Origin of the sequence: Pseudomonas sp. UBA6753, from assembly GCF_002453565.1 — a bacterium.
In the GTDB taxonomy this organism is placed as follows: Bacteria; Pseudomonadota; Gammaproteobacteria; order Pseudomonadales; family Pseudomonadaceae; genus Aquipseudomonas; species Aquipseudomonas putida_Z.
The window spans coordinates 184,663-204,878 of sequence record NZ_DKHD01000053.1; the positions used below are offsets into that span (position 1 = coordinate 184,663).

18 protein-coding genes, 5 tRNA genes and 1 pseudogene are annotated in these 20,216 nt (G+C 61.1%); 12 read left to right on the forward strand and 12 right to left on the reverse strand.

The features are described from left to right. The first annotated feature begins 2 nt into the window (after positions 1 to 2). Positions 3 to 491, forward strand: a complete 489-nt coding sequence (locus B2790_RS20335) for a glutathione peroxidase (RefSeq protein WP_015269382.1) — start codon at positions 3 to 5, stop codon at positions 489 to 491. On the opposite strand, the gene B2790_RS20340 is transcribed toward B2790_RS20335, so the two are convergent. Next, positions 481 to 2,838, reverse strand: a complete 2,358-nt coding sequence (locus B2790_RS20340) for a hybrid sensor histidine kinase/response regulator (protein WP_085590103.1) — start codon at positions 2,836 to 2,838, stop codon at positions 481 to 483. The genes B2790_RS20335 and B2790_RS20340 overlap by 11 nt on opposite strands. Before the next feature lie 204 nt (positions 2,839 to 3,042). Between B2790_RS20340 and B2790_RS20345 the strand changes: the two genes are divergently transcribed. Beyond that, entirely contained in the window at positions 3,043 to 3,930 is an 888-nt protein-coding gene (locus B2790_RS20345) for an ATP-binding protein (protein ID WP_286919615.1), read from the forward strand. After that, positions 3,931 to 4,413: a GAF domain-containing protein gene (locus B2790_RS20350; RefSeq protein ID WP_003260813.1), complete on the forward strand. Its 483-nt coding sequence runs from the start codon at positions 3,931 to 3,933 to the stop codon at positions 4,411 to 4,413. Positions 4,414 to 4,540: 127 nt separating this feature from the next. Here the strand turns inward: B2790_RS20350 and B2790_RS20355 are convergent, their stop codons facing one another. Then, on the reverse strand, positions 4,541 to 5,308 hold the full coding sequence (locus tag B2790_RS20355) for a hypothetical protein (RefSeq protein WP_286919616.1): 768 nt from the start codon (positions 5,306 to 5,308) through the stop codon (positions 4,541 to 4,543). 377 nt (positions 5,309 to 5,685) lie between these two features. On the opposite strand from B2790_RS20355, the gene B2790_RS20360 reads away from it, so the two are divergent. The 5 genes from B2790_RS20360 (at position 5,686) to B2790_RS20380 (ending at position 6,248) form a co-directional block, all read left to right on the forward strand. Further along, a tRNA-Glu gene (locus tag B2790_RS20360) sits at positions 5,686 to 5,761 on the forward strand. A 4-nt stretch (positions 5,762 to 5,765) separates the two neighbouring features. Then, positions 5,766 to 5,841, forward strand: a tRNA-Gly gene (locus B2790_RS20365). Positions 5,842 to 5,932: 91 nt separating this feature from the next. Further along, positions 5,933 to 6,008, forward strand: a tRNA-Glu gene (locus tag B2790_RS20370). Between the two features lie 3 nt (positions 6,009 to 6,011). Next, a tRNA-Gly gene (locus B2790_RS20375) sits at positions 6,012 to 6,087 on the forward strand. Positions 6,088 to 6,172: 85 nt separating this feature from the next. Further along, positions 6,173 to 6,248, forward strand: a tRNA-Gly gene (locus B2790_RS20380). A gap of 99 nt (positions 6,249 to 6,347) precedes the next feature. Here B2790_RS20380 and B2790_RS20385 read toward each other — a convergent pair. The 9 genes from B2790_RS20385 to B2790_RS20425 form a co-directional block, all read right to left on the reverse strand. Beyond that, a complete protein-coding gene (locus B2790_RS20385) occupies positions 6,348 to 7,133 on the reverse strand; it encodes a fimbrial protein (protein ID WP_286919617.1) in 786 nt (261 codons plus the stop codon). A 100-nt stretch (positions 7,134 to 7,233) separates the two neighbouring features. Beyond that, positions 7,234 to 8,154 (reverse strand): fimbria/pilus outer membrane usher protein, encoded by a 921-nt coding sequence (locus B2790_RS20390; RefSeq protein WP_286919618.1) that lies wholly within the window; start codon positions 8,152 to 8,154, stop codon positions 7,234 to 7,236. A 110-nt stretch (positions 8,155 to 8,264) separates the two neighbouring features. Next, complete coding sequence (locus tag B2790_RS20395; RefSeq protein WP_286919619.1) at positions 8,265 to 9,461, reverse strand: IS256 family transposase; 1,197 nt, start codon at positions 9,459 to 9,461, stop codon at positions 8,265 to 8,267. 102 nt (positions 9,462 to 9,563) lie between these two features. After that, positions 9,564 to 10,631 (reverse strand): RHS repeat-associated core domain-containing protein, encoded by a 1,068-nt coding sequence (locus B2790_RS20400; RefSeq protein ID WP_313667042.1) that lies wholly within the window; start codon positions 10,629 to 10,631, stop codon positions 9,564 to 9,566. Next, positions 10,537 to 11,166 (reverse strand): hypothetical protein, encoded by a 630-nt coding sequence (locus B2790_RS20405; RefSeq protein ID WP_286919621.1) that lies wholly within the window; start codon positions 11,164 to 11,166, stop codon positions 10,537 to 10,539. Before B2790_RS20405 ends, B2790_RS20400 begins: the two co-directional genes overlap by 95 nt. A gap of 19 nt (positions 11,167 to 11,185) precedes the next feature. Further along, a complete protein-coding gene (locus tag B2790_RS20410) occupies positions 11,186 to 11,692 on the reverse strand; it encodes a fimbrial protein (protein WP_286919622.1) in 507 nt (168 codons plus the stop codon). A gap of 219 nt (positions 11,693 to 11,911) precedes the next feature. After that, positions 11,912 to 12,322: a PA2817 family protein gene (locus tag B2790_RS20415; protein WP_075044124.1), complete on the reverse strand. Its 411-nt coding sequence runs from the start codon at positions 12,320 to 12,322 to the stop codon at positions 11,912 to 11,914. 101 nt (positions 12,323 to 12,423) lie between these two features. Continuing rightward, positions 12,424 to 14,871: an acyl-CoA dehydrogenase gene (locus B2790_RS20420; protein WP_286919623.1), complete on the reverse strand. Its 2,448-nt coding sequence runs from the start codon at positions 14,869 to 14,871 to the stop codon at positions 12,424 to 12,426. 135 nt (positions 14,872 to 15,006) lie between these two features. Continuing rightward, entirely contained in the window at positions 15,007 to 16,530 is a 1,524-nt protein-coding gene (locus tag B2790_RS20425; protein WP_286919624.1) for a hypothetical protein, read from the reverse strand. A gap of 190 nt (positions 16,531 to 16,720) precedes the next feature. Between B2790_RS20425 and B2790_RS20430 the strand changes: the two genes are divergently transcribed. The 3 genes from B2790_RS20430 (at position 16,721) to B2790_RS20440 (ending at position 19,197) form a co-directional block, all read left to right on the forward strand. Beyond that, positions 16,721 to 17,344: a glutathione S-transferase gene (locus B2790_RS20430; RefSeq protein WP_286919625.1), complete on the forward strand. Its 624-nt coding sequence runs from the start codon at positions 16,721 to 16,723 to the stop codon at positions 17,342 to 17,344. 144 nt (positions 17,345 to 17,488) lie between these two features. Further along, positions 17,489 to 18,421, forward strand: a complete 933-nt coding sequence (locus B2790_RS20435) for an ABC transporter ATP-binding protein (protein ID WP_046617069.1) — start codon at positions 17,489 to 17,491, stop codon at positions 18,419 to 18,421. Next, the gene (locus B2790_RS20440) at positions 18,418 to 19,197 is read left to right on the forward strand and encodes an ABC transporter permease (protein WP_003260104.1); all 780 of its coding nucleotides are present in this window, start codon (positions 18,418 to 18,420) and stop codon (positions 19,195 to 19,197) included. Before B2790_RS20435 ends, B2790_RS20440 begins: the two co-directional genes overlap by 4 nt. Positions 19,198 to 19,206: 9 nt before the next feature. Here the strand turns inward: B2790_RS20440 and B2790_RS20445 are convergent. Further along, positions 19,207 to 19,649 (reverse strand): annotated as a pseudogene (locus B2790_RS20445) (DUF2062 domain-containing protein); the annotation flags it as partial. A gap of 142 nt (positions 19,650 to 19,791) precedes the next feature. Between B2790_RS20445 and B2790_RS20450 the strand changes: the two are divergent. Further along, positions 19,792 to 20,216: ComEC/Rec2 family competence protein (locus B2790_RS20450; protein ID WP_286919626.1), on the forward strand; the 425-nt coding region annotated here is incomplete at its 3' end.

A 20,216-nucleotide genomic window follows, 5' to 3' on the forward strand; every position in this document is an offset into this window, starting at 1 on the left:
CCATGGCTGGATCGATACTGGACATCCCCTGTGTGACCTTGGGCGGCGAGCACAAGAAGCTCGGCGACTTCCCTGGCAAGGCGCTGCTGGTGGTCAATACCGCCAGCCAGTGCGGCTTTACCCCGCAGTACAAGGGCCTGGAGCAACTGTGGCAGGCCTACCGCGCACGCGGCCTGGTGGTACTGGGCTTCCCCTGCAACCAGTTCGGCAAGCAGGAGCCGGGCGATGCACGGGAAATTGCCCAGTTCTGCGAGCGCAATTTCGGCGTGAGCTTCCCGCTGTTCCGCAAGGTCGAGGTCAACGGCCCCGGCAGCCACCCGCTGTTCGTCGAACTCAAGCAGCGTGCCCCGGGCATTCTGGGTAGCCAGAAGATCAAGTGGAACTTCACCAAGTTCCTGGTCGACCCGGCTTCTGGCCAGGTAACGCGCTACGCCCCCACCACCAAGCCGCAGGCCCTGGAAGCGGATATCGAGCGCCTGCTCAGCCGTTGACCGGCACCCAGTGGTCGACCAGCGCCAGCAGCTCTTCACGGCGGAACGGCTTGGCCAGGTAGTCGTTCATGCCCGCTGCCCGGCAGCGCTCGCGCTCCTCGGGCATGGCGTTGGCGGTGAGGGCAACGATCGGCAGGTCGGGCCAGCGGCCGCTCTGGCGGATGCGCCGGCTGGCCTCGTAGCCGTCCATCACCGGCATGTTGCAGTCCATCAGCACCAGGTCGAACTCGTCCTGTTCCAATAGCTCCAGGGCCTCGGCGCCCTGGGTGGCCAGTTGTACCTGGCAGCCGAGCTTGGCCAGCATGCCCTTGGCCACCAACTGGTTCACCGGGTTGTCCTCCACGAGCAGGATGCGCGCGCGGCCTTGTTCCAGGGTGATGGCCGGGGTCGCCAGCGGGTGTTCGGGCTCGTGGCCCTGCAAGGTGCGGCGCAAGGTCTGGTACAGGGCATTGCGCGCCAGCGGCCGGGCCAGCTGGTGCAGGGGGGCGAGGGTGACCGACTGTTCGCTGGGCAGGAAGTTGCCGTAGGCGGTCACCAGCAGGATCGGTGTCTTCAGTGCCGGGCGCAGTTCGAACAGCTGGTCCAGGCTGTCGGTGATCAGCAGGTCGATTGCCGTGGCGTCCAGCCCCGCGCTGCTGTCATGGTGCTGATAGGCAAGGCCCCAGGCGGGCAAAAGGTCCTGCAACAGTTCATCGAGCCCGCTGCCGGCCGCGCTCAGCGCCGCCACGCGCCCGTGCAACGGTGCCGGCGGAATGGCCTCGGTGTGCACCGCCAGCGGCAGCTCGGCGGTGAAGCGGCTGCCGAAGCCCGGGTCGGACTTGATATGCAGGTGGCCCTGCATGGCCTTGCACAGGTTGCGTGTCAGCGCCAAGCCCAGGCCGGTGCCGCCGTACTGGCGGGTGATGCCGGCGCCGGCCTGGGTGAACGGCTGGAAGATCCGCGCCTGGGCTTCTTCGGGGATGCCGATGCCGGTGTCGCGCACTTCCAGGCGCACACCGCCGACGATGGTCGCCAGGCGCACATCCACGCGGCCGAAGCGGGTGAACTTGAGGGCGTTGGACAGCAGGTTGCTGACGATCTGCCGTACCCGCGTGGGGTCGCCAAGCACGCTGCTGGGGAAGTCGCGGGCAATCAGGCAGGTCAGCTCCACGCTTTGCGCGGTGTTCTGCGACAGCAGGTTGGCAGTGTCCTCGACCATCGAGCCCATGTCGAACGGAATGCGCTCCAGCTCCAGCTGGCCGGCATCGAACTTGGACAGGTCGAGAATATCGTTGAGCAACTCCACCAGCACCTTGCCCGAGTCATGGGCTATCGCCAGCTGCTGGCGCTGCTCGCTGGGCAGCGGGCTGTCCAGGGCAAGGGCGATCATGCCGAGCATGCCGTTGAGCGGGGTACGGATTTCGTGGCTCATGTTGGCGAGGAAGGCGGCGCGCGCCTGGGCCATGTCCAGCGCCCGGCGGCGGGCTTCTTCCAGCTCCTGGTTGGACAGGCTCAGGCTGCTGTTGCTGGCCTTCAGCTCGTTGGTGCGTGCCGAGACGATATCTTCCAGCTCGTTGAGGTACTGGGTCAGGCGGTTTTCCGCGGTGCGCCGCTGCTCGATCTCGGTGGCCATGCTGACGAACTGCTGGTTGGCGACCTTCACCAGTACGCCGATCTCGTCGTGTTCGTGGCCGTGCGGGCAGGCCACGCGGGTTTGCCGGGGCTTGCGCGGGTCGCTGCCGCTGAGCGCGCCGATCACCGTCACCAGCGGCTTGGTCAGCATCATGTAGAACAGCGCCAGGAGGATGCCGGTCAGCACCAGGCTGCGGGCGAAACCGTTGAGCAAGGTGATGCCGGCGCGGTCGAGAAAGCGGCTGCCGAAGGCGTAGGTGTCCACCTCCAGGTACAGGGTGCCGAGGTATTCCTCGGGCATGTGAGTCAGGTACAGGCGTTCCTTGAACTGGCGCTGGTCGCCGAACAGGAAGTCGCTGAGCGGCCGGTAGCGGTCCTGCAGGCGCGGCCGTTCGACGTCGGCCAGCACTGTTTCGTTGTTGTCGATCAGCCGCGCACGGATGATCGCCGGCGATTGCAGCAGACCGCGGGTCAGCTCCAGGGCCAGTTCCGAGTCGATGTTGTAGGCGATGCGCGAGGCCGGGTTGTGGCTGATTTGCAGCAAGGCGCGCACTTCACGGTTGATGGACGCGTCTTCGCTGGCATAATCGATGCCGATCTGGATGAGACTGAGCAATGTTCCCAGGATGAAGCCGACCAGGACTGTCAACCGGGCTTGCTTGTATGACAGGCGATTGGTGAACTTGATATCCATGTGTCCCGAGCCGGTTTCACGTCCCTTGCGCTGCGCAAGCATAGCCGAATAGCCCCGGCTGCTGGTGGGTCTGTCTGTTCATTTCAGTTGATTGCCAAGCGGGGGCCGCTTTGCGCCCCTTCGCGGGCTTGCCCGCTCCCACAGGTATATCACTGCCCTCGAGATTTGCAGTGTACCTGTAGGAGCGGGCAAGCCCGCGAAGGGGCGCGCAGCGGCCCCAAAAAACTGAAATTCGTAGGAGTCGTCATGGACGCTCGCTTGATTGCTTTCCTGGACCGCGCCGAATCGGTACTGGCCCGCCTCGAACCCCTGTTGCCGGCCCAGCGCCCGAACATCGACTGGGCCACCACCCTGGCCGCGCGCTGGCAGCGCGATGGCCGCAGCGGCTGTTTGCTGCCGCTGGAAGTCAGCCTGGACATCCGCCTGAGCGACCTGATCGGCGTCGACCAGCAGCGTGACCAGCTGGGCCGCAACACCCATCAGTTCATCAACGGCATGCCGGCCAACCATGCACTGCTGTGGGGCTCGCGCGGCACCGGCAAGTCGTCGCTGGTGCGGGCCCTGCTGGCCGAGCACGCCGGTGCCGGCCTGCGCCTGATCGAAATCGAACGCGACCACCTGGCCGACCTGCCACGGGTGGTCGAGCAGCTGCAGAAGCTGCCGCAGCGCTTCATCCTGTTCTGCGACGACCTGTCGTTCGAAGCCGGGGAGGGCGACTACCGGGTGCTCAAGAGCGTGCTCGACGGCTCGCTCGAGCAGGCCCCCGACAACGTGCTGCTGTACGCCACCTCCAACCGCCGCCACCTGGTGCCGGAGAAGGAGAGCGACAACGAGAACTGGAAGCGCGTGGACGGCGAGCTGCACCCCAGTGAAGCGGTAGAAGACAAGATTGCCCTGTCCGACCGTTTTGGCCTGTGGCTGTCGTTCTACCCCTTCACCCAGGAGCATTTCCTGAACGTGGTCGAGCACTGGATCGGCCAGCTCGCGCAAACTGCCGGCCTGGCCTGGCAGCGCAGCGAAGAACTCGACATCCTCGCCGTGCGCTGGGCCACCGGCCGCGGTAACCGTAATGGCCGTTGTGCCTATCAGTTCGCCCGCTACTGGGTCGGGCTGCAATTGCTGGAGCAAAAGTAAATGATCGACCTCAATGCCAGTGGCGCCGGCCTCGACGGCTACAACCTGCTGGCGGCGCAAGTGCAGGCGCTGTTTGCCGACGAGCGTGACTTCATCGCCAATGCCGCGCAGTTTTCGGCGTTCCTCTATAACCAGGTGGACGACCTGAACTGGGCGGGGTTCTACCTCAACCGCAACGAAGAACTGGTGCTGGGCCCGTTCCAGGGCCAGGTGGCGTGCGTGCGCATCCCGTTCAGCAAGGGCGTGTGCGGGGCGGCAGCGGCCACCCGGCAGACCCAGCGGGTAGAGGACGTGCATGCGTTCCCGGGGCATATTGCCTGTGACAGCGCGTCCAACAGCGAGCTGGTGATCCCGCTGGTGAAGGAGGGCAGGTTGATTGGTGTGCTGGACCTGGACAGCCCGAAGCTTGGGCGCTTCAGTGAGGCGGATCAGGTGGGGCTGGAGCGGTTGGCGGCGATCTTCCTGGAGTTGACCGACTGCTGATGGTCGTTGCCTGTACCGGCCTCTTCGCGGGCTTGCCCGCTCCCACAGGATAATCACAAGCCTCAAGGGCAGTGATTTACCTGTGGGAGCGGGCAAGCCCGCGAAGAGGCCGGTACAGGTTGAAGCATCAGTCGTACATCACCTTCTTCTTCCAGGCCTCTTCCTCATCGGTCTTGAGCCCCTGGGTCAGTTCATTCTGCTCGTCCTCCGCCGGGGCCATGCGGTCCAGTACCTGGGCGTTGGCCCGGGCCAGCAGCTTCTCCAGGTACGTCAGCTGCTCTTCATACACCTTCGGTTCCGGCTGCTTGCGCAGGTACTGCACGCCGCGCTCGAAGGCCAGTCGCGCCTGGCCTGGCTGGTTCTGCTGCAAAGCCTGCTGGCCGAGGTTGTTGAAGAACTCGATATGCAGCAGCACCAGGATATGGCGGATTTCCTTGATCCATTGCTTGGCCTCGGGCGTGGGCAGGAAGCCCTCCTGGGCGGCGCGGGTCACCTGGTTGTGCAACGCCTCCAGCAGGAAGCGCACATCCTTGGCCTTGATCTCGGTCTGGATCGGGTTGGGCGGGTTGTTCACCGGAATCTGCCTGCCCTGGGCAATCAGCCTCTCCAGTTCGGCAATGCGCGCCTTGATTTCGGCATTGTGCTTGTCCATCGCCAGTTGACGCTGGTTGAGGTTGAGCTCCAGGCGGGTCAGCAGCAGCTTCAGCGCCGGGGTCATGAACTGGCCGGGGAAGGTCTCGGTGATTTCGCCACAACGGCGCAGGCGGTCGGCCAGCTCGACCTTCATCCGGGCGCGCTCGAGCTTGCCGTTCTCGACCACATTGTTTAGGTAGCCGATCACGATCAGCAACGCGATACCCGCCACGATGAGCAGGGTGATCAGAAGTGGTGTCACCGTTAATGCCTCATTTAAGAAGAATTACAGCTTTGAGTGTAGTGAGTTCGGTGGGGGACGAACAGCTGCTAAATCCCTGTGCCGGCCCTTTCGCGGGCTTGCCCGCTCCCACAGGTGCAACACAGGCCTGAAGGTTGGCAACAACCCTGTGGGAGCGGGCAAGCCCGCGAAAGGGCCGGCACAGGATTGCCTCTCTCTATATCGGCAACCCATCCCGCAACTGCACCCCAACTCACCCGGAAGTCATTGATTTAAATAAATTTCTACAAAGGGGTTGACGCCTGTCCGAACCATCCATAGAATGCGCGCCACTTGCAGCGTAAAGCACACAGCGAAACGCGGCAGGGAGTGAAAGCAGGCAGTAATGCCAGCAGCGTGTCCCCTTCGTCTAGTGGCCTAGGACACCGCCCTTTCACGGCGGTAACAGGGGTTCGAGTCCCCTAGGGGACGCCAAATTGCGGGAATAGCTCAGTTGGTAGAGCACGACCTTGCCAAGGTCGGGGTCGCGAGTTCGAGTCTCGTTTCCCGCTCCAGTTTATCCGGCAACGCCTAATGGTGGGGCAGGAAAAGAAAATCCAGGCTGAATCGTGAGGTTCAAACCTGGTGCACTGAAAAGTGTTGTGTGTCCCCTTCGTCTAGTGGCCTAGGACACCGCCCTTTCACGGCGGTAACAGGGGTTCGAGTCCCCTAGGGGACGCCATTTGCGGGAATAGCTCAGTTGGTAGAGCACGACCTTGCCAAGGTCGGGGTCGCGAGTTCGAGTCTCGTTTCCCGCTCCAGTTTAAATACTGTGGCGTCTATGCGGTGCAGTGGTAGTGAAGGTCTTCAAGGCGCTTCACGCCGATAGTGGTAAAGCTTCAAATTGCGGGAATAGCTCAGTTGGTAGAGCACGACCTTGCCAAGGTCGGGGTCGCGAGTTCGAGTCTCGTTTCCCGCTCCAAACATGTAACGCAAAAAGGGACCTTCGGGTCCCTTTTTGCGTTACATGTTTGGCTCCCCAAGCCCCAGTGGGCGCGTCCTGCGCCCCTGGCATAGGGCATCAGCGATAGCTGATGGTGAATTTCAGTGCCCCGCTGGCAGGCCCTGCCGAAACCTTTGGGTCAATCTGGTAGTAACGTGCCTTGAAATCCAGGCGTGTGTCGCCGATCGTCAGCCAGGTTACCGGCTCGTCTTGCTCAAGCGTCATGGGTAAGCTGTTACTGCGCAGTAGCTGGATGGCAATGCCTTGTGCCGGAGTGCTGCCATTTAGGCTGAATAACCCGAGGCTGGGGTCGATCACACTTGAACCCAGTGCGCCTTCGAGGCGAATGTGCGCGCGCGCCACGCTGCCGGCCGGGTCATCTTCGCAGTTGCTCAACGTGATGTGGAAGTTGACCGGCGGCGAATAACTACCAGGCTTGGTGAACATGGCTATATCGTGGTTGCCCAAGGGAACGGGGTTGTCGCTCACCGCATCGGCCTCGAGGGTACATTGCGCCTGGTTCACGCCTGCCTCCACGTTCAGGCTCAGGGCCGAACCAAGGTCGGTGACGGAGCCTGTTGCCACTTGCCTGTTGAAGCGGGAATGGCCTGCCGGTATAGGGCCGGTCTTGATCAAGTAGTAATCGGCGCTCAAGTCGTTTATCAGCAGCGCTGTTGGCGAGATGTTTACCGTATTGTGGCCTCTATAGGGGATGGCCACATCCTGAGTGGGTGTAAAGCCGTTGTTGGCGCCGTTAAAGGGGTGGTTCAGGCGGATATACAGGCCGACCCCTGGAATACCTGTTCTCATTACTTTGCCGCTGACGTCCCAGCCGTTGACGGGCGGTAGCGGTTCGCCATGCACTGATGAGCTGTGTGCCGAGGCCAAGGCTCAAGGCTAACAGGCTTGGCAGGTATCGTTGAGGTCGCATGAAAAGGTTCCGTTGTTGTGCAGGTTTGAGCCATCAGGCTTCAGTGGCGGGGCAGGTCAGGGTTTGCAGGTAGAAGCCCTGCTGCTGACGCATGCTGGCAGGCTTGATCGACAGCTGACATTGCTCGGCCGGTTGCTCGCCCCATCGCACGTTCAGCACCTGACTGGTTGCTTCGGTAGCCACCAGCGCTTGGCCGCCTTGTCCCACCACCGCCAGTGTCTTGCCCTGGGTATCCTTGACCTGGGTACCGAAGGGCAATGGTTTGCCCTCGGTGTTCAGCAGGGTCAGCACCAGGCGCGCAACGCGACGTGCGGCGAACGTGCGCTGCACGATTGCGCCTCGTCTCGGTACGGCCTGGGCCGTGCCGTTGTCGATTTCCACGTCCGGTTCGAGCTGGTCGGTGGTGAGTGTCAGGCGGTTGATCCGATAGGGCTGCAGGTGCGGTGCCAGGGCATAACCCTTGGCGTTGGTGCGTGCTGCGGTTGCGTTTTCCATGCCCGCGCCGGGGGTGTCGGGTACATGGATCAGCGCGTTGGTCTCGCCGAAATGGGGGCTGAACACCAGGCCATCGCCGTGCACCAGGGCAGAGCCGCTGGCGTTGACCGACAGACTGCGGTACTCGTTGCCTTCAAAATAGCCGGCACCGAAGTTGGCGTGCGGGGTCAGGTAGCCGGCCGATAGCTCGGCACTCTTGTTCTGCTGGCCATCATTGGCCAGAGCCGCCTGATAATTGAGGCGGTTGTCCAATGCACCGCCACTGAGGCTGGCGCGCTGGCTGAAACGCCCCGCCTGATGCTGGGTGTCCAGGGTGACGCTGCTGCCCAGGCCGAAGTCCAGGGGGAACGACAGACTGAGGCCGAGAATGCGGTCGTTGTCGTGGGTCTTGTTGAGCGACTGCGAGGCGAACAGGCTGTAGTTGATGCCTTTGTAAGTCGTTTGGTAAATAGCCTCCATTACTCCCCTTTGTTAGCGAGAGTAATGGAGGCAAGAAGTTAGGAGCGTATGAAGATCGTGTCCCGGGAAGTGGTGTAACTCATCATGGCTTTGGCCATTGAGCTTGCCGTTTAGTTGATTACGGCTGACAGCTTGGCCTGTGGATTATCGCTGACGGCCTCAAAGGCCTCCAGCTGCATATACCGCCGTTGCAGGCACCACTCGTCGTTCTGCTCTAGCAGCATCGCCCCTACCAGCCGTGTGATGGCTGGGTCGTTGGGGAAGATGCCCACGACGTCGGTGCGACGCTTGATCTCGGCATTGAGTCGCTCCAGAGGATTGGTGCTGTGCAGTTGCTGTCGGTGCGCCTTGGGAAACGCCATGTGCGCCAGTACTTCATCCTCGCAGCCGTCCATGAGCGTCGCGATCTTGGGGTACTTCTCGCGCAGTTGGTCAGCAACCAGGCGCCACTGCTGGTGGCATTCGGCACGGCTGTCTTGGGCGAAAACCGTGCGCAAAAGCGCCGCCACCATGGTGCGTTGCCCCTTGCCGACATGGGCCATGGCGTTACGCATGAAATGCACGCGGCAGCGCTGCCAGGTCGCGTTGAAGACCTTGGAAACAGCCGCCTTGAGCCCTTCGTGGGCGTCAGAGATGACCAGCTTCACGCCGCGCAGGCCTCGTCGCATGAGGCTTCGCAGGAAGTCCGTCCAGAACGGTTCTGCTTCCGAGGGGCCAACCCGCATGCCCAACACCTCGCGCCCTCCATCGGTGTTCACGGCCACGGCGATTATGACCGCGACCGAGACGATTCTCCCTGCCTCCCGCACCTTGACGTACGTAGCGTCGATCCACAGATAGGGCCAATCGCCTTCCAGTGGGCGGTCGAGGAAAGCGTGGACACGTTCATCAATCTCGGCGGCCAGCCGTGACACCTGGCTCTTGGAAATGCCGGTCATGCCCATGGCCTTGACCAGGTCGTCCACCGAACGCGTTGAAACGCCTTGAATGTAGGCTTCCTGGATCACTGCCGCCATGGCCTTCTCTGCAGTACGTCGAGGCTCAAGAAAGCCAGGAAAGTAGCTGCCTCGGCGCAGCTTGGGGATCTTAAGGTCAACGTCACCCGCGCGGGTTTGCCAGAGGCGATCACGGTAGCCGTTGCGGCTGTTTGTCCGGTCTGGGCTTTTGACATCGAAGCCGGCGCCGCACAGGCCTTCGACATCGAACTCCATCATGCGCTGTGCAACGAACTGGATCATTTGCTTGAGCAGATCAGCATCTGCCCCTTTCTCAACCAACTCGGTCAATGCGATAGTGGGCTTGGTCATCGTGGTTTCTCTGGTGAGTGTTTGGTCTTCGCAAACTCAACGTTAGCCAAGAACCACGATGACCATCCTCTTTCGCCCGCAAGGCGCCTTCGGCTGGTTCAGTTACACCAATTTCCCGGACGGGGTCCGTATGAAGGCGTTGGGGTCTGGATTCAAATAGTGGCTAGTCGTTATCACCTTGTCTTTATTCTGGCCGCTAGATGGCCCTGGGGATTGACGGTTGAGGGAACCAGGCGGTGTATCACTGACCGACGACCTGCTTGATCCGCTCCGAACTGAGCTTACAGTACTTAGTGATTCGATATCCCCTAACGCAGATCCGTTTGATACAGAATTTCTCCCCCCGTTTGTCCCGCTTGTAATGCTTGTCTCGCTTGCAATGCTTGTCCTGCTTGTAATGCTTGTCCTGTCTGCCCCTTGCTGCTGTGTTGGCTCTACCCACTCTGGCGGCCCTATCGGCCCTTGTTCCTTCCTTGCCAACCTATCCAATCCCGCCTTCCGGGGTGAGCTAAAGAACCGACTCGTATTGCGCATTACAAGATTCTTGTTTGCGGGGCTTATTGATGCGAACTTTGCAACATCGCGGGCCAGGCCAGTTTTGGTAAGACCCGTACCCAAACCTGCCAAACCACCCCCTCCGAGAGACGCCCCAAGACTAACCCACGAATAAATATTGGCCTTCTTCGGATCTTTTTCCGTGATGCTAGCAGCACCAAAACCTATGCCTGTCAATACCAAGACGTTGCCAGAAGCCCCTAGAACCAACCCGGTGACGGTTTTGCTGCCCAGGGCGATCCCGGCAGTCACTGTGGCGGCTGCTCCGAGCGCGGCATGTGCGAAAGTGCCGAGGGTAACTGCGGCGATGGCTACTGACACACCAAACATGATCCAGGCGACTAACTTACTCCCCTTCTTGGGCTTGCTTGCAGGCTGGTCGGGAGGCGCCATGGGGCTGGCGGCATGCCCAGTAGGGTCGCGCCACATGACCGGGTTGCCATTGCAGTACAGGTATGGGTTGATACCGACGTCTTCCTGGTCAAGCTCATCCGGGCTGTGGAAGCGCATCAGGCCAGGGTTATAGGCCCGATAACCGCGGCCCAGCAGGTACCAGCCCAGATTCGTCGTAGCGCAGCTTGTGTCCCAGCTCATCATTGAGCATGTTGCCATCATCGTCGTAGGCGAAATCCATTGAAGGCAGGTAGTCGGGATGGGTATGGGTGGCGTTCTTCAACTGGAACCCTTCGCAGGTGAAGTAAGCCTTGTCCTTCTCGCCGTCAGCGAAGTCGGTACGGCTGTAGGTCAGGTTGTCGAGGTCGTCGAATTCATAGGACTGTTCCTTGATCGGCCTGCCTTTGGCATTGCGCGGGTAGTCACCCGTTTCGCTTTCGCAGACATATTTGAACCGCCAGCTACCACGGTCATGGGTCGGCAGGGTCACGCGCTCCACCCAACGGTCCTTGAGTGCTATCTCGTAGCGGGTTTCGCCGAAATTGGGGTGCAGATGGTAGGTGATCAGGTTGTTCTCATAGGTGACGGACAGCAGCTCCAGGCCGCTACGGTCAACGATGCTGGACAGGCAGCGATGGTCGCCGAACCGGCCTTCATGGCTCAGCTCGATCCAGCGGCCCGAGGGCGCATAAATCCGATGAGGCACGGCAATGTCGAGCCCGCCCGAGCGGATGGGGCGGACGATCCAGGCGCGCATAGTGCGGCCTGGAACGGTGTTACTTGAGGTCGAAGACGAAGCTGACAGCTGTGTTTGCAGCGCCCGCCGTGACAGGGATGGCGGTGGCGCGGTAGGCCGCGTAGAACCGCATGTCGGTGGGGTTGGTGGCGTCCAGGTCGTAAGCCTTGGATTCGGTACCGTTGGCAATCAGGGTGTTGGTACTGTCCTTGATGGCCAGGCCCAGGTTGGTTGCCCCACCAGCTTGCAGCGCGTGAAGCTCGCCGGCAGCGCCTGCACTGCCGAAAGCGTCTTTGAAGGTTACATAGCCCTTGTTGGCGGAGGTATCACACCCAGTGCCGGGGGTGACGCGCATGGCGAAAGGGCGAAGGTCGCCTTCGCTGCCAATTGCCGTGAAGCGCCCGTTGGCGACGTTACCCATCGAGATGCGATCCATATTGCCCCCGCCTATCGGGTCGACGATTTCGATCGAGCATGTACCGCTGGTGACCATGCCGTAAAACTCAATGTCGCCTTTGTTGGCGAATGCCGTGCTGCTCAGGCTCATGGCCAGGGCTGCGGTTGTCAGAAGCTTTTTCATGACTGTTATCCCCGTTTTCTAGTGAAGGCCCGACATCAAGACATGCATCAGGCCGGATCTGTCGAGACCGGCTGGTCTTGTGAAACCAGCCGGGACGGGGAGCTTAGGAGGGAGGGAGCGGTGGGTATGTAAGTTAAATCAGCATCTGCCGTGGATCATTCGTTTGCCTGTGAATCACCGCAGGTGTCAGTCATTCGTGGGCTGACCTGCCTGGCTTGAAAGCTGCTTTTGCTGATGCCAGTCAAAGGGCTCACCGCGTTGCTCGGCTTCGTAGCGACGCTCTTCCAGGCTCTGATAAAGCGCCAGCTCTTCGTCAGGCATGAAGTGCAGGCAGTCACCACCGAAGAACCACAGCAAGTCACGGGGTACCAGATGGGCAATTTGCGGATAGCGCTGGATGACCTGGCAGATCAGGTCCTGCCCCAGGTATTGGCTTTCCAGCGGGTCCTGGGGGAGCAAGGTGAGCAGTTCGTCGAAGCGTTCGAGGAACAGGGCGTGGCTTTCCTCTGGTACCTGGTCGGCTTCACCCAAGGCAACCAGAATGGTGCGCAGATGGTGAAGCAGTTGCAGGTGATAGTCCAGGTTGGGGGTGGCCATGGTGAGGTCCTCGAAATGGTTGGAACGGGCGCGAAGTATACGTGGGTTATGGCCAGGTGGAAGGCTGGCAGGGCCGTGTGGCGGCCCTGTTTGAATGCTGCTTAGCGTACTTGCCCCGGTATGGGCTGCAAGTATTGCTTGTCGAAGGCGTCCACTGCGATCACCGCCCGGCGCGCCTGCTCGGCGTCCTGCAGTTGCTGGCCTTCTTGCTCTTCAAGCACGCCCGCTTGCACGGCGGCTTCGACAGGGCACTGCCCTGGCGCTGGCTGCACGACACCGTCCTTGAGCGCCTGGGACAACCGTTTGTGCAAGGGCGCAGTTTCGTCCAGCGCATCGCAAGCACGTTGCAGCGCAGCCACCGCATCACCGTCGGCCTCAGGCCGGAAGCAGCCGGCCAGTAGCTGCTCCAGGGCTGGGTCGCCCTTGCGGCGCCCCAACAACTCGGCCACTTCGGCATCCAGTTCGTCGCTCGGCCCGGTGTGGCGGCGCCCAAACGGGAATACCAGCACACGCAAGGCGCAGCCGACGAAGCGGTTGGGGAAGTTGTCGAGCACACGATCCAAGGCACTTTCCGCCTGGCCCAGGCTTTCCTCCATGGCCCAACGCAGCAACGGCTGCATGTACTCTGGCGAGCCCAGGTCGTGGTAGCGCTTGAGTGCGGCAGATGACAGGTAGAGGTAGCTCAATACGTCGCCCAGGCGGGCACTCAATCGCTCACGGCGCTTCAACGCCCCGCCCAGCAACATCATCGACAGGTCGGCCAGCAGGGCAAAGGCGGCAGCCTGGCGATTCAGAGCGCGGAAGTAGCCTTGGCTCAACCTGTCGCCGGGGGCCTTTTCCAGTGCCCCAAGCCCCAGGCCAAGCACCAGTGTGCTGGCGGCATTGCCGACCGCGAACAGGATGTGTTTCAGCAACAGGTCATCGAATTCGCCGAGCGCCTGGTCGTCGTCCTCACGCCCGGCAAGGGCCATTTCCTGGAGTACGAACGGATGGCAACGAATGGCGCCCTGACCGAAGATCATCAAGTTGCGCGAGAGTATGTTGGCGCCCTCGACGGTGATGAAAATCGGTGCGCCCTGCCAGTTTCGCCCCAGGTAGTTGTTGGGCCCCATGATGATGCCCTTGCCGCCATGCACATCCATGGCGTGGCGGATGCATTCGCGGCCGCGTTCGGTGAGGTGGTACTTGAGGATGGCCGACAGCACCGAGGGTTTTTCACCCAGATCCACGGCTTTGGTGGTCAGCAAGCGGGCGCTGTCCATCAGCCAGGCGTTGCCACCGATGCGCGCCAGAGACTCCTGGATGCCCTCGAACGCGGCCAGCGGTACGTTGAACTGTTCGCGGATGCGGGCATATTGCCCTGTCACCAGGCTGGTGTACTTGGCCGCGCCAGTGCCGACGGCCGGCAGGGAGATCGAACGGCCGACCGACAAGCAGTTCATCAGCATCATCCAGCCTTTGCCGAGCATATCCTTGCCGCCGATGAGAAAGTCCAGCGGTACGAAGACATCCTTGCCGCTATTGGGGCCATTCATGAATGCGGCACCGAGGGGCAGGTGGCGTTTGCCGATTTCCACGCCCGGTGTATCGGTAGGGATCAGTGCCAGGCTGATACCCAGCTCCACGCGGTCACCCAGCAGGTGGTCCGGGTCGTAGGCCTTGAATGCGAGCCCCAGCAGGGTGGCGACGGGCCCCAGGGTGATGTAGCGCTTCTCCCAGTTCAGGCGCAGGCCGATCACGGTTTCACCTTGCCACTGCCCTCGGCAGATTACGCCGGTATCTGGCATGGCGCCCGCGTCGGACCCGGCCATTGGACCTGTGAGGGCAAAGCAGGGGATTTCTTCGCCCCGGGCCAAGCGTGGCAGATAGTGGTTTCGCTGTTCTTCGGTGCCGTAGTGCAGCAGCAGTTCGGCAGGCCCCAGAGAGTTGGGCACCATCACGGTTGACGCCAGGTCGCCGCTGCGGGTGGCGAGCTTCATCGCGACCTGGGAATGGGCGTAGGCCGAGAAGCCTTTGCCGCCATATTCCTTGGGAATGATCAGGGCGAAGAAGCCTTGGGACTTGATATGGGCCCAAGCCTCGGGTGGCAGGTCCAGATCCTGGCCGATCTGCCAGTCGCTGACCATGGCGCAGAGCTGCTCGGTGGGGCCGTCGATGAACGCCTGCTCCTCTTCTGTCAGCGTGGGTGACGGGTAGTCGAGCAAGGTTTGCCAGTTGGGGCGGCCACTGAACAGTTCACCATCCCACCACACGGTTCCGGCGTCGATGGCCTCGCGTTCGGTCTGCGACATGGGCGGTAGCGTGCGCCGGAACCAGTTGAAAACGGGGCGTGTGAGCACCTGGCGGCGCCACTGCGGCAGCATGAGCAAAGCGGCTTTGAGTGCCAGTGCCAGCCACAGCACCGTCAACAGCCAGCCGGGTGCATTGCCGAACAGGCCCATCAGCAGCACATAGGCTGCCACCGCGCCGAGTATCTGCAAGGGCGGCAAGCGCCGGTGGGTGAGATAGGCTGCGCCTAGTACCATGACCGCCAACCACAACAGCAACATAGTCTTTTCTCCGTGACCGTGGGCTTCAAGCCGATGCAACAAGCGTAGACAGCCTTGCTGCAAAGGCCTGCTCAGAACAGTGACAGAGCACGGCTGGCGGAGTTCGCGCGCCGTGATGCTTGGGGAATGCAGTTGCTAGTCGCTGAAAAGCTCGAGCATGGCGTCTACCTCGATGAACGGGTGTGGAATGATGGTCATGGCCCAGTACCAGCTTTGATCCGCCTCGGTCTCGTCAACATCCACGGCCAATATCACCGTGCAGAGTGACGGCGCCTTGCTGTCAGGCGTGAATACCCCTTGGCTGTCGACCTTGCCGTTGCCTGACAGAACATGCCAGGCGATGTTTTTTAATGGCACAGCCACTTCTTTGCCTGTCATCGCGGTGTAGTACATCGACAGCTGCAGTTTGCCCGATTGTTTCGCGGCCTTGAAATAGTGCGTTTGAGCGAAGTATTCCGATACCCAGGTGGCGTAGGCTGCACCGGTACTGGTGGTGGCCTTGAGGATATCGGCCACTGCCGGCAGGAGTATTTGCCGCGTACTGCTCTTGCGCATGGCGGGGATGAGGGTCTTGCAATCGGGGTTGGCAATCGCGTTGGGCCTGAGGGCTCCGGGGGGCTGATAGTGCTGAGCGCCATCAATGCTCTTGATGGATCCTGCGCTCGGTTTCTCCACGCTCCAGGTAGGCTTGGCGGATTGTGGGTTGGCGATCAGCTTCTGTGGCCCTGCGGTCGATGAGATGGTCGTGGCCAAGGGTAGCGGGTGAATAGCGGTCGAGAGTCCCGCAGCTTTGTTGTTGCCTGTATTGGAAGAATCGGCGTTGCGGAAGAGGCAAAGAAGAGCGTCCTTGCCGATTGGACTACCCATGATATACGGCCAGCCTGAGGGAGAGGAAACTATGCCAGGGAAAAGTCCTATGTCGTCGGGTGGGGTGCCGTTACTTATGGTGGGAAAGTAGTTGGCGTAAAGTGAAATAACGAGATCGTCTTCATGCTCGTTTATAAAAGGAGGCAGAGGCTCGGGGGTGAACGTCTCGTTGAGTTTTTCTTGCGGTTTGGCGTAGGCTTGCCAAAGGATGTCGTGTTTGATGCTGAAGTCCAGATAAATCCAGAGATTGAAATCCCGTTGCCCTAGAGGTATCCGGTCAAGTAAAAGGTTTTTTTGTTTGAAGTAATGATTCTCGAGGATGGCTATGTCCTCAGGCTTGCCATTCCATGTCAATGTGGGGGGCTTGTTCCAGTGCCATCTCAGTTCGCCAGATGTCTCGGTGTTGAGTGTCAGGTAGCTTCCGTCCAGGTCGATTTTAAATGACAGGGTTCTTTCATCGCTTGGGCCGTAGTCTGTTATTTCAGTGATGATGCTTCCTCGCATGCCTAGATCTTTTTTGGTGATTATTCGGCTGTCTGCGGTAACGCATCGACTGATTTCGGCTTTTCTGAAGTCAGTGTCATAGAAGTGCTTGGTAGGGCCCAGATGGAGCGCGGCTCTTTCCCAGCTTTTACCTGCAATCAGGTCTCGTTTGGTGATGATGATTTCATTGTTATTGGTGCTGAGTCCCTGGCTGCTGTAATAAACATCCGATTGGCGATGAACGGTGTCTAAATGACAATATCCGGAAAACGCTAAAGCTGTTGGGATCTCACTTTTGTTGTCTTTCATCTTTCAGTACCTCTGTGTGGGCCTGAAGTCAAGGTAGTGGTTGGCGTTTCCCGAAGAAACTGGCAAAAATGATAGTTTTTGTTGCGGCGGCCCTATGGCGTCACGCGTTTATTGAACGCCGAGAATCCCATTATCGGCGCATAAGGTTTTGCATTAGACTGTTCATCTTTGTATCTATAAGGACGTTGCCATGCTGAAGATCTGGGGCCGCAAGAATTCGAGCAATGTGCGCAAGGCGCTATGGATCGCCCATGAACTGGGGCTGGATTTCGAGTCGATCGACGCCGGCGGCGCCTTCGGCGTGGTCAACGAGCCGCACTACCGTACGCGCAACCCCAACGGTTTGGTGCCGATGCTGGAAGACGGCGACCTGACCCTGTGGGAGTCCAACACCATCGTCCGCTACCTGTGCGCCGAGTACGGTGTGGAGCAGGGCTGGTACCTGGACGACCCGCGTCAGCGCGCCCTGGCGGACAAGTGGATGGACTGGACCACCTCGTCCTTCGCCACGCCGTTCCGCCCACTGTTCTGGGGCCTGTTGCGCACCCCGGAAGACCAGCGCGACTGGGTGGCGATCAACGCTGCGCACAAGCAATGCGCCCAGCTGCTGGCCATTGCCGACGAAGCCCTGGCCAAACAACCGTACCTTTCCGGTGACCAGATCGGCATGGGCGACATCCCACTGGGTAGCTTCATCTATGCCTGGTTCGAAATGCCCATCGAGCGCCCGGCCATGCGTCACCTGGAGGCCTGGTACGAGCGCCTGAAAGCCCGCCCTGCGTACCAGGCAGCGGTAATGACTGCGCTGACCTGATCGAACACCACGGCTACTTCGATAGTCATTATCAATACACATGACTGTACTTGTGCGGCCAGGCCAAGCACCATTGGCCGCACTCACTGCGCCAGTGCCTTTACCTGGCGTGTCCTGCACCTTTTTCTCGGTAAGTGACCCGCTATGAGTTCCGCCCTGTCCATCCGACAGCTGACCAAGACCTACGGCAACGGCTTCCAGGCCCTCAAGGGCATCGACCTGGATGTTGCCGAAGGCGACTTCTTCGCCTTGCTCGGCCCCAACGGCGCGGGCAAGTCCACCACCATCGGCATCCTCTCCACCCTGGTCAACAAGACCAGCGGCACGGTCAACGTGTTCGGCCACGACCTGGACCGCGAGCCGTCGGCGCTCAAGCGCTGCCTGGGCGTGGTGCCGCAGGAGTTCAACTTCAACCAGTTCGAGAAAACCTTCGACATCGTCGTGACCCAGGCCGGTTACTACGGCATCCCGCCCAAGGTGGCCAAGGAGCGTGCCGAGCAGTACCTGACCCAGCTCGGCCTGTGGGACAAGCGTGACGTGCAATCGCGTTCGCTGTCGGGGGGCATGAAGCGCCGCCTGATGATTGCCCGTGCACTGATCCACGAGCCGCGCCTGCTGATTCTCGACGAGCCCACCGCCGGTGTGGACATCGAACTGCGCCGTTCGATGTGGAGCTTCCTCACCGAGCTGAACCAGAAGGGCATCACCATCATCCTCACCACCCACTACCTGGAAGAGGCCGAGCAGCTGTGCCGTAACATCGGCATCATCGACCACGGCACCATCGTCGAGAACACCAGCATGCGCCAGCTGCTGGGCAAGCTGCATGTCGAAACCTTCGTGCTCGACATCAAGCAGGACCTGGCCACTGCACCGGTGCTGCAGGGCTACCCGTGCCGCCTGCTGACCCCGCATACCCTGGAAGTGCAGGTGGACAAGGACATTGGCATCACCGCGCTGTTCGGCCAGCTGGCGCTGCAGAACATCGAGGTGCAGAGCCTGCGCAACAAGACCAACCGACTCGAGGAGCTGTTCGTGTCCCTGGTGGAAAAAAACCTGTCGAAGGTGGCCGTATGAGTGTGGAACTGCGCACCAACTGGGTCGCCCTGAACACCATCGTCTACCGCGAAGTGCGGCGCTTCCTGCGTATCTGGCCGCAGACCCTGCTGCCGCCGGCGATCACCATGGTCCTGTACTTCGTCATCTTCGGTAACCTGATCGGCCGGCAGATCGGCGACATGGGTGGCTTCACCTACATGGAGTACATCGTGCCGGGGCTGATCATGATGTCGGTGATCACCAACTCCTACGGCAACGTGGTGTCAAGCTTCTTCGGCAGCAAGTTCCAGCGCTCCATCGAAGAGCTGATGGTGTCGCCGGTATCGCCACACACCATCCTCGTCGGTTATGTGCTGGGTGGCGTGCTGCGTGGCTTGGCGGTGGGCGTGATCGTGACCTTCCTGTCGCTGTTCTTCACCCACCTGCAGGTGCACCACCTGGGCGTGACTGTGGTCGTGGTGCTGCTGACCGCCACCATTTTCTCGCTGCTGGGCTTCGTCAACGCGGTGTTTGCGCGCAATTTCGACGACATCTCGATCATCCCGACCTTCGTGCTGACGCCGCTGACCTACCTGGGCGGGGTGTTCTACTCGATCAACTTGCTGCCGCCGTTCTGGCAGACCGTGTCGTTGGCCAACCCGGTGCTGCACATGGTCAACTCGTTCCGCTACGGCATCCTAGGGGTGTCGGATATCAGCATTGGCACGGCGATTACCTTCATGCTGGTCGCCACCGCGGTGCTCTACCTGGTGTGCGTTCGCCTGCTGGTCAGCGGCCGCGGCATGCGTGCCTGAAACCTTGCACCGGCATTGGCGCAGACGCCACTGCCGGCCCACCCACCAGCGCCAGTAGAGCATGGTGGTGAAGTAGCCGAGGATGCCCAGCACCACACCGCACACTACCGAGCCGAGCAGGAAGGGTTGCCACAGCGTCGACAGCTGGTCGGTGATCCACTGGAAAGTCAGCTCGTCGGGCAGGGTGCGCGGCGGTACCTGCATCAGCCAGGCGCCGGTCATGTAGGTGACGAAGAACACCGGTGGCATGGTCAGCGGGTTGGTCAGCCANNCTGCGCCGGCATCGGGATCAACGCCGCGAACAGGCCAACGCCCATGGCCCTCGCCACCGAATGGCGGTTCAGGTGCCAGAGGTTCGGGTCATGCAGCAACTTGCCGAAAAAGCGTAAGGACTTGTGTTCCCGAATACTGGTCGGGTCCGGCATGTAGCGTTTGAAAAGTCGGCGCGGCATGTAGGCTCCCGGAGCGTTGATCCGGGCAGTATGCCCTGATTCCCGCTCAGCCTCGTTTAGAGTTTGTGACAATTGTTGAGCAAGCGCTGCCGGCAATTGGGCTATGCCTCAGAAGGTGATTTCGCTTCTGGAGCTCTACTTCATGCGCACAGGGATGTTTGCGCTCGCGCTCGGGCTGTTGTGCCTGGGCTTTCTCCCCGCATTGCCATCGGTCGGATGGCTGGTGCTGCTGGCTGTAGCCGGTGGCCTCGGCCTGTTCACCCGGCTGTGGCCGCTGGGCTGTTTTCTGTTGGGCCTGTGTTGGGCTTGCTGGTCTGCGCAGCAGGCGCTGGATGACCGCCTGGCCACCGGGCTGGATGGCCGCACCTTGTGGCTTGAGGGCCAGGTGGTCGGCCTGCCGACCCGGACTGCGCAGGGTGTGCGTTTCGAGCTGGACGCGGCCCGCTCGCGGCGGGCAGAGCTGCCGCAGCGCCTGCAACTGAGCTGGTTCGACGGCCCGCCGCTGCGCGCGGGCGAGCAGTGGCGGCTGGGGGTGACCTTGCAGCGCCCGGCGGGGCTGCTCAACCC